Raw genomic sequence first — 11,997 nt, forward strand, 5'->3', positions numbered from 1 at the left:
TCATGGCCGAGACCAAATCCACCGTCGTCATCCGCCGGGTCAAGAAGGTCCAGGGCGGCGGCCACCATGGCGGCGCGTGGAAGGTGGCCTATGCCGACTTCGTGACCGCGATGATGGCGTTCTTCCTGGTGCTGTGGCTGGTGGCGGCCACCACCAAGGAACAGCGCGCGGCGATCGCCGAATACTTCCGCAATCCGAGCCCGCTGGCCGGCAAGAGCCCGGCGCCGAGTCCCGGCATGGCCGGCCCCGGCGGCGCCAGCACCTCGATGATCAAGCTCGGCGGCGCCGGCGAGATGCAGCGCGGCAACAACAAGGATCCGTTCGGCAGCAAGAGCCTGAAGGGCGACAACAGCAAGTCCAGCCAACGCGAGAAGGAGAAGGAGCGCCTGGAAACGCTGATGCAGGAGCTGAAGCAGGCCATCGACAAGAGTCAGGCGCTGGAACCGTTCAAGGACCAACTGCTGCTGGACCTGACCCCGGACGGCCTGCGCATCCAGATCGTGGACAAGGAGAACCGGCCGATGTTCGACCTCGGCAGCGCGGTGCTCAAGCCCTATACCCGCGGCATCCTCCATGAGCTGTCCGGCTTCATCAACCAGGTACCCAACCACATCAGCATCACCGGCCACACCGACGTCACCCAGTACAGCGCCAAGAACGGCTACAGCAACTGGGAACTGAGCGCGGACCGCGCCAATGCCGCGCGCCGCGAACTGGTCGCCGGCGGCATGGGCGAGGACAAGGTCTCGCGCGTGGTCGGGCTGTCCTCGTCGGTGCTGTTCGACAAGCTGGTGCCGAACAATCCGATCAACCGCCGCATCAGCATCGTGGTGATGACCAAGGATGCCGAGGAAGCCGCCACGGCCGACGGCGACCACAGCGTCGCCCTGGGCACGGTGCAGCCCGATGCCGACACCAAGGTGCCGGACCTGAGCGCGGCGGCGACGGACGCGGCCGCCACGCCGGCCGCCGGCAAGGGTGCGCCCGCGGCCGCGCCGGCCGCCGCGAACGGCGCAGCCCCGGCGGCGCCGGCCGCCGCGCCGGCCAAGGCCTCGGTGCAGATCGCCGAACCGCGCACCACCTCGCCGGAAGCGGCGGCCGCCGCCGCACGCGAGGCCTTGCGCAGCATCAACGGCAGCGCACCGGTGGCGAGCAATGCCGCCCCCGCCGGCGCCGAGGCAGCCGTCGCGCGCTGACCTCGCGCGGCGCGCCCCCAGGCCGCCCACACGGATTACGATCGCCGCGGCGGGACCGCACACGGTGCGGCGCTTACAATGGCTGCCACTTCGTTAACGAGACCGCCGTGTCCAAGCAATCCAAAGCCAAGCGCGACAAGCGCAAGAAGCAGCAGTCGCCGCGCCCCTTCGCCCGCCTGGGCCGCGAGCAGCCCATCGCCAACCACGCCGTGCTGCAGGACCAGAGCGGCCGCGTGCTGGCCGCGATCGGCCTGCAGGGCCGCCAGTGGCTGTTGGCGGTCGGCGGCCAGACCATGGGCAATGCCGACAATCCGGTGCCGATGCTGGCGATGCTCAAGCACCTGGCCAACCTGCAGGAGCAGGAAGGCAACACCATCACCCTCGAATACTCGGCGCAGCTGCAGCAGATGATCGATGCGCTGGCGGCCGAGGCCGGCCAGACCCCGGCCGAGTACCTGGACGCGCTGGTCGCCGAGTTCGCGGCTGGCGACGGCGCCGCCGAGGACCAGACCGACGCGGACGACGCGCCGGAGACGACCGATGCCGCGCCGGCGCAAGCCGACAGCAGCGCGGCGGCGGACACCGCGGCGGATGCCGACGGCACGCACAAGCCGGCCTGACCGGGCGCGATGGCGGTCTACATCGACGATGCGGTGCATCCCTGGCGCGGCCAGCGCTGGGGCCACCTGCTCGCCGACACCCTGGACGAACTGCACGCCATGGCGGCGCGGCTGGGCATCCCCCGCCGCGCCTTCCAGAACAAACTCAGCGGTGCCCACTACGACGTGCCGGCCGCCCTGCGCGAGGAAGCGATCCGCCTGGGCGCGGTGCCGGTCTCGCGGCACAGCGATCGCGCGCTGCTGAAAACCCTGATCCGCCATGCCCGCGCGCAGGCGCGTGGGGAGGCCGATTGAAACGTGATGGCGGCAGCGGCGTCCGACGCCTTGCTGCGGCGCGGGCATGCGGAGGCACTGGGCCAGCGCTTCCGGCAGCGGCCGACACGGCTGCGTCTGACGACTCCACGCGTCGCGACTGAAGTCGCTCCCACAGGGAGCTGCCGAAGCTTGCCGGTGCACGGCAGGAAGGCGCTTCAGCCCCGACATTCACCACGGGCGATGCGCTCCCTGCTTCGTTCGTCGCCGCTGAAGCCGCTCGCGGCAAGCTCCTGGGTGCACTGTGGGAGGCACTTCACTCCCGACTGCATCCGACGCCAGAAAATTCGAACGCTCCACTCATCGCGGCTGACGTCGCTCCCACAGGGAGCTGCGGATGCGTGCTGGTGCTCCGCGGTAGTGTTTTTAGCTCCGACATTCGCCGCTAACGGTGCGATCCCGACTTCGTTCGTCGCGGCTGAAGCCGCTCCTGCAGGCGCTTGCGACAGGCTGCTGGGTCCACTGTGGGAGGGACTTCAGTCCCGACTGCATCCGACGCCAGAAAATCAGACCGCTGCATTCATCCCAACTGGAATCGCTCCCACAGGATGCTGCGGATGCCTGGCACACAAGGCCACAACACCAATCATTGCTGCACGGCGGGGCGCCGACTGACGCGCGCCTAGAACGGATCGCTGCCCGGGCGCAGGTCGATGCCCAGGATCGCGGCCAGGCGCTGCATGTCCTGGTCGTCGCGGCTGAGCGCCATCCAGCCGGCGCGGATCTCGCTGCCGGCGTCCCAGCACCAGATGCTGTAGCCGTGCTCGCGCAGGCGGTCGTAGGCCACGGCCAGCAGCGCGGCGCTGTCGTGGTCCTCGAGGAAATCGGCGTCGTCGACGTCGCCGCCCCAGTCGATGCGCAGGTTCCAGCGCGCGGCCAGTTCGTCGATCGCGCCGATCAGCGCCTCGCGGTCGTGGCCGTCGACGTAGAAGCCCGCGCGCCAGTCGATCGCGTCCTTCAGCGTCCACAACCAGTCCGCGTCCTCGCGCTCGGCCTCGCCGGCGGCCTCGCGGTAGGCATCGAACTGGCGCAGTGCGCTTTCCTCGTCGCCCGGATTGATCAGCAGCAGCAGGTTCCAGATCAGGCCCTGCTGGGTGTCCGGATCGTCGTCGTCGAACAGGTCGTCGGGATCGTCGTAGTCGGCGCTGTTGTCGGGCATGGCGGCGGCGCATCAGGCATCACGGGGGTTGCCAGTGTGCCGCGCCGGGCGCGGCGACGGAAGCGCCGAACTCGGCAACGGCGCCGCGGGCGTTTATCCTTCGCAGCCCGGAAGACGGCGCTGTCCGCCGTCACGCGAAGCCACCACGATGTCCGACACGCCCCCCGACCGCCTGGCGGTCAGCCCGCAGAGCCCGTTCCACGATGCCGAGACGCTGTCGCGCGGTGTCGGCATCCGCTTCAACGGCGTGGAGCGCGACAACGTCGAGGAGTACTCGATCAGCGAAGGCTGGATCCGCGTGCAGGTCGGCAAGGCGCGCGACCGCCGCGGCAACCCGATGACCATGAAGGTCAAGGGCCAGGTCGAAGCGTTCTGGCTCGACGCCAAGTAGGCGCGGCCGCCGGCAGGCGCAACGCCTGCCGGCGCGACGGCGCTGGGCCGCAGGCCACGGCCCTCGGCGCCGCGCCTCAGGGCTTGAGCCGATAGCCGCTGCGGAAGATCGCCCAGACCACGCCCAGGCACAGCGCCAGGAACCCCAGGGTCATGCCCAGACTGACCGCGATGTGCACGTCGGCCTTGCCGTAGAACGCCCAGCGGAAGCCGCTGACCAGGTACACCACCGGGTTGAACAGGCTGATCTTCTGCCACAGCGGCGGCAGCATGTTGATCGAGTAGAAGCTGCCGCCGAGGAAGGTCAGCGGCGTGATCACCATCAGCGGGATCACCTGCAGCTTCTCGAAGCCGTCGGCCCACACGCCGATGATGAAACCGAACAGGCTGAAGGTCAGCGCGGTCAGCACCAGGAAGCCGAACATCCACAGCGGATGGGCGATCTCGTACGGCACGAAGGCGCGCGCGGTGAGCAGGATCAGCAGGCCCAGCAGCACCGACTTGCTCGCCGCCGCGCCGACGTAGCCAACCACCACCTCCCACCACGCCACCGGCGCCGACAGCACCTCGTAGATGGTGCCGGCCCAGCGCGGCATGTAGATGCCGAACGAGGCGTTGGAGATGCTTTCGCTGAGCAGCGACAGCATCACCAGCCCGGGGATGATGTAGGCGCCATAGCTGATGCCGTCGATGGCGCCCATGCGCGAGCCGATCGCCGCGCCGAACACCACGAAGTACAGCGAGGTCGACAGCACCGGCGAGGCGATGGACTGGGTCAACGTGCGGAAGGTGCGCGCCATCTCGAAACGGTAGATCGCGGCGATCGCGTGCAGGTTCATGCGCGCACCTCCGTGGCCGGCCGCACCAGGTTGACGAAAATCTCCTCCAGCGAACTCTCGCTGGAGCGCAGGTCCTTGATCGCCACGCCCTGCTCCTCCAGTTGCCGCAGCAGCGGGCCGATGCCGCTCTGCTCGGCCTGCGCATCGTAGGTGTAGGTCAGCGTCGCGCCGTCGGCGGACAGCTCCAGCGGCTGCGCCGCCAGCGCCGGCGGCAACGCCGGCAGCGGCGCCTGCAGGGTCAGCGCCAGTTGCTTCTTGCCGAGCTTGCGCATCAGCGTGCGCTTGTCCTCCACCAGCACCAGTTCGCCGCGGTTGACCACGCCGACACGGTCGGCCATGTCCTCGGCCTCCTCGATGTAGTGCGTGGTCAGGATGATGGTGGTGCCCTGCTCGCGCAGGCGCCGCACCATCTGCCACATGTCGTGGCGCAGCTCCACGTCGACGCCGGCGGTGGGTTCGTCCAGGAACAGGATGGCGGGTTCGTGCGCCAGCGCCTTGGCGATCAGCACGCGCCGCTTCATGCCGCCGGACAGGGTGGAGATGCGGCTGCCGCGCTTGTCCCACAGCGACAGCTCGCGCAGCACCCGCTCCAGGTGCGCGTCGTCGCGCGGCTTGCCGAACAGGCCGCGGCTGAAGCGCACCGTCGCCCACACCGTCTCGAACGCATCGGTGGCCAGTTCCTGCGGCACCAGGCCGATCTTGCCGCGCGCGGCGCGGTAGTCGCGCACGATGTCGTGGCCGTCGGCCAGCACCCGGCCGCTGCTGGGATTGACCAGCCCGCAGATGATGCTGATCAGCGTGGTCTTGCCGGCGCCGTTGGGGCCGAGCAGGGCGAAGATCTCGCCGCGGCGGATCTCCAGGTCGATGCCCTTGAGCGCCTGGAAGCCCCCGGCGTAGGTCTTGGTGAGCTGTTGCACGGAAATGATCGGCGACACGGGAACTCCCTGGACGCGCGGCGGGCGCGGAAACGGCCCCCAGGGTAGAAGCCGGATCGTGATGGATAAATCCCGATCCGGCGGAAGCACTCTCCCGGACGCGGGACAGTGCGCGAACCAGTGCCTGCACGCGCCGAGCGCCAGCGCCAGCGCCCCCGTGGCGGTGGCGAACGCCGGCTAGCGGTTGCCGGCGTCGAGCCTGCCGGTGCTCGGTCGCGCCGGGCGCGGCCACGGCAGCACGCGCCAGCCGAAGTTGACCCCGGCCGCCGCCAGCAGGATCAGCAGCGCCCCGAGCACCTGCGTCCACGCCAGCGACTGGCCGAAGGCGATGCGATCGACGGCGATCGCCACCACCGGATAGATGAACGACAGCGCCCCGATCATCGCGGTCGGCAACTTCTGGATGGCGCCGTACAGCAGCACATACATCCCCCCGGTGTTGACCACGCCGAGCACAACCAGATCCAGCCACTCGCCAGGACGGGACGGCAAGGCATCGAAGTGCGTGAACGGCGCCAGCAGCACGATGCCGATCCCCAGTTGCAGCAGCGCCAGCAGGTGCGGCGGCGTGCCTTTCAGGTGCTTGGTGACGATCGAGGACACCGCGTACAGAAACGCCGCGCCCAGCGCCAGCGCGACGCCCTGCAGGTACTCGCCGGGCACCGCGAGCACAGCCGGCGCGATGCGCACCACCCCCACCAGCCCGACGAACGCCACCGCCAGCCACGCCACGGTCGAGGCGCTGATGCGCTCGCGGAACACGATCGCGCCCAGGCCGACCAGCATGAACGGCTGCGTGTTGTAGACGGCGGTGGCCATCGAGATCGAGGCGCGCTCGTAGGCGGCGAACAGCAGCAGCCAGTTCGCCACGATCGCGACCCCGCCGAGCAGCACCAGCGCCAGCATCCGCGGCGAGAACGCCTTGCGGCGCAGCAGCCCCATGGCTGCACAGACGATGGCCAGGGTGGCGGCGCCGAACAGGCAGCGGAAGAACACCACATTGACCGGCGACTGCCGCGAGGACACCACCAGCCAGCCGATCGTGCCGGACATGAGCATGGCCACGACCATCTCGGCCGCGCCACGGCGAATCTCGTTGGAGGCCATCCCGGTTCCTTTCAAAGCGACGAATGGCAGTCATTGTAGAAACCGCCACCGCACGAGAACATGCTTTAAATTAGGCATATCGCAAAATCTACCTACGAAAGGAAAGCCATCATGCAAAATCGCCTTTCCCCTCCAGCCGCCGCCACGCTCGATGCGACCGATCGCGCCATCCTTGCCGCGCTGGCGCAGGATGCGCGCATGGCGACCAGCGAACTGGCCCGGCAGATCGGCCTGTCGGCGCCTGCCACCGCCGACCGCATGCGCCGGCTGCAGCACCAGGGCGTGATCGCCGGGTTCGCGGTCGAGCTCGACCCATGCACGCTCGGCTACACCTTGCAGGCGATCGTGCGGGTGAAGCCGCTGCCGGGGCAGCTGCATCTGGTGGAGGAACTGCTGCAACGCATTCCGGAGGTCGTCGAATGCGACAAGGTGACCGGCGAAGACTGCTTCGTCTGCCGGCTGTACCTGCGCACCATCCAGCATCTGGACAGCATCCTGGCGAAAGTCAGCGAACGCGCCGAAACCAATACCGCGATCGTGAAGTCGACCCCGGTGCCCAGGCGGCTGCCGCCGCTGGCCGAGGATGCCTAGCGCGGGGTGCTAGCCGTGCGCTGCCGCGTGGGCAGGCCTCGCAGCGCCAGCGGCGTAGGCGAGCGGCGGCGGTGTGCCGCCCATTGCAGGCAGAGACGAAGACCCTCGAACCGGCTGCCAGCGGGAAGACACAGGCCGCCCTGCCCGGAACGGCGCCAGGAACCCGCTTTTACGAATCCCCATTCCCGATTCCCCATTCCCAGCCCTCAACTCTTCCGCCGCGCCTCCAGCAAATCCAGATTGCGGATCAGGCGCCGGGCGATCTCGTCGGAGATCTTGCGCTGGCGGGTCAGCTTGAACAGCTCCTGGCGTTCGGCCTGCAGGCCGGCGTGGCGCAGCTGGCGCAGCACCGCGTCCAGGCGCCGCGCTTCCTCCGGGTCGCTCTCCATCGCCTCGCCTTGGTCGAGATGGCGCTGGTACAGCGCGCTGACCCGGTTGGCCGCCTCGTTGTACAGGTCGGCGTGCTCGCTGTCCTGCACCAGCCGCTGGCGCAGCTTCTCCACCGCCGCCAGCGCCGCGCGCGAGGACTCGCGCCGCGCCAGGTCCTCCTCCAGGCGGTCGCTCGGCTCCTCCGGCAGTTCCAGCCCGCGCAGCAGCCGCGGCAGCGCGATGCTGGCGACCAGCAGCGAGGTGACGATCACCGCGCTGGCCAGGAAGATCGCCAGGTCGCGCGCCGGGAACGCGGCGCCGCTGGGCAGGACCAGCGGCAGGGTCAGCACGCCGGCCAGGGTGATGGCGCCGCGCACGCCGGCCAGCGAGGTCGCCACCACGATCCGCCACGGCGGGCTCTGCCGGTTCTCGCCGCGGCGGCGCGCCTTGAGCAGGGTCCAGCGCAGCGACAGCCACACCCACAGGAAGCGCAGCAGCAGCAGGCCGACGTAGATCGCCAGCGCGTAGGCGGGCAGCCACCACGGATCCAGGTGCCCGGCTTCGTCCATGTTGTGCATGGCGCCCTGCACGATGCCCGGCAACTGCTCGCCGAGCAGCACGAACATGATGCCGTTGAGGGTGAACTGCACCATGTCCCACACCGCCGAGCGCTGCACGCGCATGCTGCCCGGGGCGCGGCCGCTCAGCTCCACGTAGCTCATGGCGATGCCGGCGGCGACCGCGGCGAGGATGCCCGAGGCGTTGATCGCCTCGGCCAGCAGGTAGGCGGCGAACGGCAGCAGCAGGTTGACCAGGATCGCCGCGCCCGGCTCCTCGCCGACCTGGCGCCACACCCAGCGCTGCGCCAGGCTGGTGCCGACCACCACCGCGATGCCGGCGGCCACGCCGACCAGCGCCACCCACAGGAAGGTCAGCGAGGCGTCAGCCAGCGAGAACGTGCCGGTGATCGCCGCGGCCACTGCGAACTGGAAGCAGACCAGGCCGGACGCGTCGTTGAGTAGCGACTCGCCTTCCAGGATGTGCATCAGCCGCTTGGGGATCGGCGCGCGCGCCGCGATCGAGGACACCGCGATCGGATCGGTCGGCGACACCACCGCGGCCAGCGCGAACGCCACCGCCAGCGGCATGGTCGGGATCATCCAGTGGATCAGGAAGCCGGCGCCGAGCACCGTGAACACCACCAGGCCCAGCGCCAGCTCCAGGATCACGCCCTTGTCGCGGAACAGGCCCTGCTTGGGGATGCGCCAGCCGTCCAGGAACAGCAGCGGCGGCAGGAACAGCAGGAAGAACAGCTCCGGCTCCAGCGCGTAGCCCTTCTTGAACACGCCGGCGATGATCGCGCCCAGGCCGATCTGTACCAGCGGCAACGGCAACGAGAACGGCAACACGCGCACCAGGTAGCCGCTGGCCACCACCGCCAGCAACATCGCCAAGACCACTTCGATCGAATGCATGCTCGTGGGGACGGCGGCGCCACGCCGGCGGCGCCGCCCATGAATGGGGGGAGCCTGCAAGCAAAGCGCACCGCGGCGACGATGTCCAGTGGCACAAGGGCGTCCAGGCGGCTGTCCGGCGGCAGAGCCGGTGACGGACACCGGCGCCTTGCGCTGGAGAGCGCATGCCTCACCCGCCAGGAACTTGAGCGCTTCATCGGCGAACACCCGGCGGAAGGCAACATGTCGCGGATCCGCGACCTGCGCGGCGGCCACGTCCTCCAGGCCCAGGCCAGCCTGCCGGCCACGCACGCGATGGAGCGGACCTGCTGCCCGCTGCCGGCCACTTCGGCGACGTCCACGCGCTCGGCGGCGTCCACGACCTAGAGCACAGCGACTGGCTGCAACACCGCTGAGTCCATGGCACCGGCCCGCGCAGCGCACGCCAGCGCCGGCAGGCGCGCGTCGCTGCGTGCGCGACCGACGACGCAACGCCTGCGCTGCGCATCGCGTATGCGTCCATCGCCGCGCGGCGGCTGCCTGCTGCACTGCCTGCGCCGCCGTTGCGCGAAGGCACTCGCCCGGACCGCGCCTCGCGCGGCCGCCACCATCCGCCGGCGACACCCGTTCATCATTATCTGGAGGGCGTGATGCAACCGCGCCGGCGCTGCACGCGTAAAGGCCTATGCACGGTCGACTGGCCGTGCATCCCTTTAAAGGAGCAGCCCATGAAACTCCAATTGCTGGCCCTGGCCCTCGCCGGCCTCGTCTCCCTGCCCGCCATGGCCGACACCGGCCAAGCCGCGGCGCACGACCACGCGGCGATGAGCGCGGCCAAACCGAATCCGATGGTCGGCGGCGCGCCGATGTACGCCACCAAGGACATCATCGACAACGCGGTCAACTCCAAGGATCACACCACCCTGGTCGCCGCGGTCAAGGCTGCCGGCCTGGTGGACACGCTGAAGGGCGCCGGCCCGTTCACCGTGTTCGCGCCGACCAATGCCGCCTTCGCCGCCTTGCCGGCAGGCACGGTGGACACGCTGCTCAAGCCGGAGAACAAGGAAAAGCTGACCCAGGTGCTGACCTACCACGTGGTCCCCGGCAAGCTCGATGCGGCGACGCTGCTGGCGCAGATCAAGGCCGGCGGCGGCAGCGCCAAGCTGACCACCGTGCAGGGCGAAACGCTGATCGCTAAGACCCGCGGCGGCAAGGTCACCCTCACCGACAGCAAGGGCAATACCGCGCACGTCACCACCGCCGACGTGATGCAGCGCAATGGCGTGATCCATGTGGTGGACAAGGTTTTGATGCCGTAAGCACACTTCGGGGGGTGCATTGGCATCGCGGGGACGGCTACGGCCGTCCCCGTTTTGCGCGTCCATGCGGCCGACCGCGGCAGCGCTCCGCCGCCGAGGACCGAGCCACGCGCACCGGCGCTCAGCCGCCGGCACTGCCGCCGCGCGGCATCGGCACCTGCTCTGCCAGCATCTGCAAGTCGCGCACGAAGCCGCGATAAGCCACCTCGCCCGCCTCGCCGCCACGCTGGCGCAGCACCCACGACGGATGCACGGTGGCCAGCGCGCGGGTGCCGTCGTCCAGCGCCTGCCACTGCCCGCGCTGGGCCATCAGCGCAAAGCCGCTCCCCAGCACCGCGCGCGCAGCGGTCGCGCCCAGGCACAGCACGATGCGCGGGCGCACCCGCGCCAGTTCACCGGCCAGCCACATCCGACACGCCTCCACGTGCGCGCGCTCCGGATTGCGATGCAGCCGCGCCTTGCCGCGTTGCTCGAAGCGGAAATGCTTGACCGCGTTGGTGACGTACATGCCCGCACGTTCGACCCCCAGCTCCTTCAGCGCGCGGTCGAACAGGCGCCCGGCCGGGCCGACGAAGGGACGCCCGCTCAGGTCCTCCTCGTCGCCGGGCTGCTCGCCGACCACCATCACCGCGGCGTCCTGCGGGCCTTCGCCGAACACGGTCTGGGTGGCCGGCTGCCACAGCGGACAGCGGCGGCAGTCGCGCGCCGCCGCGCGCAGCGCCTCGAGGCTGTCGTCGGCGGCCACCGCCGGCGCCGGGGCCGGCGCGGGAATGCGCCGGCGCACCGGCGCCGGCGCGCGCTCGGCCATCTCGCGCACGCGCTGCCCGGCGTCGCGGATCAGCGTGGGCAGCAGTTGCGCCTCCGGCAGGTGCTTCCAGTATTTCTGCGGCATCTCCTGGCGCATCATCGTCGGGTTGAGCCGCGCCGGATTGAAGATGTTGGCGTAGTAGGTGCGCCACAGCGTGTCCTGCGCATCGTCGGCCGGCGCATCGGCGCGCTGCGCGCCGGCGCCGAACTGCAGCGTCTCGCCATCCCAGCGCACGCTGCGGTACGGGGTGAGGATCGCCCAGCGCATGCCGGCGAAACGGCGTGCGAAGAACGGTGCCACGCGATCGACGATGTGGTGCTCCGGCTCGAACCAGGCGATGTAGACCTCCTGCTCGCCCGGCACTTCGCGGAAGCGCACGAATGCCTTCATCTTGTGGCTGTCGCGGCGCACCGCCTGCGCCCATTGCTGCGCGCGGTGCACATCGATATCGGTGACCCGCTGCAACAGCGCGCGCTCGCCGCCGGCGATGCGCCACAGCAGGCGGTACAGCAGCGCATGCCGCTTCGGATCGCGATGGCACAGCACCGCGCCGGCCAGCGCCAGGAACGCCGCCGACACCCGCGGCGGTGGCACCTGCGCGGGCAGCGTCGCGACGTCGGTGCCGACCAGCAGACCGCCCTGCGCATCGCCATCCCAGGCCAGCGTCTCCGGCGCCACCTGCGCGCACCACGCCGCCCGCGCCACCGCCCGCCAGGCCTCCAGGCTCCATGGCGGCACCACCTCAGCCTGAAACACGGCCCGCCCTCCTCATCGGCTCACCGCAGCGACCGCAAACCGCCACAGCACACCCGCCACCACAGCGACCGCAACCACCGCGCTGTCCGCAGATGCCGCTGTTGCAGTTGCAGTTGCAGTTGCAGTTGCAGCAACCATTGCA

At 70.0% G+C, this 11,997-nt stretch carries 13 protein-coding genes; 7 read left to right on the top strand and 6 right to left on the bottom strand.

Annotated elements, in window-relative coordinates; translation table 11 throughout:
• The first annotated feature begins 2 nt into the window (after positions 1-2).
• From motB to NKJ47_RS19065, 3 genes are all read left to right on the top strand, one after another.
• A complete protein-coding gene (motB, locus tag NKJ47_RS19055; protein WP_254459296.1) occupies positions 3-1,196 on the top strand; it encodes a flagellar motor protein MotB in 1,194 nt (397 codons plus the stop codon).
• Positions 1,197-1,303: 107 nt separating this feature from the next.
• Entirely contained in the window at positions 1,304-1,816 is a 513-nt protein-coding gene (locus NKJ47_RS19060) for a hypothetical protein (protein WP_254459297.1), read from the top strand.
• 9 nt (positions 1,817-1,825) lie between these two features.
• Positions 1,826-2,110 (top strand): DUF4031 domain-containing protein, encoded by a 285-nt coding sequence (locus NKJ47_RS19065; protein ID WP_254459298.1) that lies wholly within the window; start codon positions 1,826-1,828, stop codon positions 2,108-2,110.
• Between the two features lie 640 nt (positions 2,111-2,750).
• Here NKJ47_RS19065 and NKJ47_RS19070 read toward each other — a convergent pair.
• Positions 2,751-3,287 (bottom strand): DUF6630 family protein, encoded by a 537-nt coding sequence (locus NKJ47_RS19070; protein ID WP_254459299.1) that lies wholly within the window; start codon positions 3,285-3,287, stop codon positions 2,751-2,753.
• A gap of 148 nt (positions 3,288-3,435) precedes the next feature.
• On the opposite strand from NKJ47_RS19070, the gene NKJ47_RS19075 reads away from it, so the two are divergent.
• Entirely contained in the window at positions 3,436-3,678 is a 243-nt protein-coding gene (locus NKJ47_RS19075) for a DUF3297 family protein (protein ID WP_048492240.1), read from the top strand.
• Between the two features lie 76 nt (positions 3,679-3,754).
• On the opposite strand, the gene NKJ47_RS19080 is transcribed toward NKJ47_RS19075, so the two are convergent.
• From NKJ47_RS19080 to NKJ47_RS19090, 3 genes are all read right to left on the bottom strand, one after another.
• The gene (locus NKJ47_RS19080) at positions 3,755-4,516 is read right to left on the bottom strand and encodes an ABC transporter permease (RefSeq protein ID WP_254459300.1); all 762 of its coding nucleotides are present in this window, start codon (positions 4,514-4,516) and stop codon (positions 3,755-3,757) included.
• On the bottom strand, positions 4,513-5,451 hold the full coding sequence (locus NKJ47_RS19085) for an ABC transporter ATP-binding protein (protein WP_254459301.1): 939 nt from the start codon (positions 5,449-5,451) through the stop codon (positions 4,513-4,515). The genes NKJ47_RS19080 and NKJ47_RS19085 overlap by 4 nt, the downstream gene beginning before the upstream one ends.
• 177 nt (positions 5,452-5,628) lie before the next feature.
• Entirely contained in the window at positions 5,629-6,558 is a 930-nt protein-coding gene (locus NKJ47_RS19090; protein ID WP_254459302.1) for a DMT family transporter, read from the bottom strand.
• Between the two features lie 111 nt (positions 6,559-6,669).
• Here NKJ47_RS19090 and NKJ47_RS19095 point away from each other — a divergent pair, with 111 nt between their 5' ends.
• Entirely contained in the window at positions 6,670-7,149 is a 480-nt protein-coding gene (locus tag NKJ47_RS19095) for an Lrp/AsnC family transcriptional regulator (protein ID WP_254459303.1), read from the top strand.
• A gap of 206 nt (positions 7,150-7,355) precedes the next feature.
• Here NKJ47_RS19095 and NKJ47_RS19100 read toward each other — a convergent pair whose 3' ends face one another.
• Positions 7,356-8,993 carry a Na+/H+ antiporter gene (locus NKJ47_RS19100; RefSeq protein ID WP_254459304.1) on the bottom strand — a complete coding sequence of 546 codons (1,638 nt, stop codon included), beginning with the start codon at positions 8,991-8,993 and terminating at the stop codon, positions 7,356-7,358.
• Between the two features lie 39 nt (positions 8,994-9,032).
• Here NKJ47_RS19100 and NKJ47_RS19105 point away from each other — a divergent pair, with 39 nt between their 5' ends.
• Together NKJ47_RS19105 and NKJ47_RS19110 are read left to right on the top strand one after the other, a co-directional pair.
• A complete protein-coding gene (locus NKJ47_RS19105) occupies positions 9,033-9,359 on the top strand; it encodes a hypothetical protein (protein WP_254459305.1) in 327 nt (108 codons plus the stop codon).
• Between the two features lie 395 nt (positions 9,360-9,754).
• Positions 9,755-10,291 carry a fasciclin domain-containing protein gene (locus tag NKJ47_RS19110; RefSeq protein ID WP_429002552.1) on the top strand — a complete coding sequence of 179 codons (537 nt, stop codon included), beginning with the start codon at positions 9,755-9,757 and terminating at the stop codon, positions 10,289-10,291.
• A 121-nt stretch (positions 10,292-10,412) separates the two neighbouring features.
• On the opposite strand, the gene NKJ47_RS19115 is transcribed toward NKJ47_RS19110, so the two are convergent.
• Positions 10,413-11,855, bottom strand: a complete 1,443-nt coding sequence (locus NKJ47_RS19115) for a UdgX family uracil-DNA binding protein (protein WP_254459307.1) — start codon at positions 11,853-11,855, stop codon at positions 10,413-10,415.
• Between the last annotated feature and the right edge of the window lie 142 nt (positions 11,856-11,997).

This window comes from Xanthomonas sacchari, from assembly GCF_024266585.1.
GTDB classification, from domain to species: domain Bacteria; phylum Pseudomonadota; class Gammaproteobacteria; order Xanthomonadales; family Xanthomonadaceae; genus Xanthomonas_A; species Xanthomonas_A sacchari_C.

Coding starts and splice junctions, on each gene's coding strand:
- motB (WP_254459296.1), top strand. CDS start 3: ATGGCCGAGACCAAATCCACCGTCGTCATCCGCCGGGTCAAGAAGGTC.
- NKJ47_RS19065 (WP_254459298.1), top strand. CDS start 1,826: ATGGCGGTCTACATCGACGATGCGGTGCATCCCTGGCGCGGCCAGCGC.
- NKJ47_RS19070 (WP_254459299.1), bottom strand. CDS start 3,287: ATGCCCGACAACAGCGCCGACTACGACGATCCCGACGACCTGTTCGAC.
- NKJ47_RS19075 (WP_048492240.1), top strand. CDS start 3,436: ATGTCCGACACGCCCCCCGACCGCCTGGCGGTCAGCCCGCAGAGCCCG.
- NKJ47_RS19080 (WP_254459300.1), bottom strand. CDS start 4,516: ATGAACCTGCACGCGATCGCCGCGATCTACCGTTTCGAGATGGCGCGC.
- NKJ47_RS19090 (WP_254459302.1), bottom strand. CDS start 6,558: ATGGCCTCCAACGAGATTCGCCGTGGCGCGGCCGAGATGGTCGTGGCC.
- NKJ47_RS19095 (WP_254459303.1), top strand. CDS start 6,670: ATGCAAAATCGCCTTTCCCCTCCAGCCGCCGCCACGCTCGATGCGACC.
- NKJ47_RS19100 (WP_254459304.1), bottom strand. CDS start 8,993: ATGCATTCGATCGAAGTGGTCTTGGCGATGTTGCTGGCGGTGGTGGCC.
- NKJ47_RS19105 (WP_254459305.1), top strand. CDS start 9,033: ATGAATGGGGGGAGCCTGCAAGCAAAGCGCACCGCGGCGACGATGTCC.
- NKJ47_RS19110 (WP_429002552.1), top strand. CDS start 9,755: ATGGCCGACACCGGCCAAGCCGCGGCGCACGACCACGCGGCGATGAGC.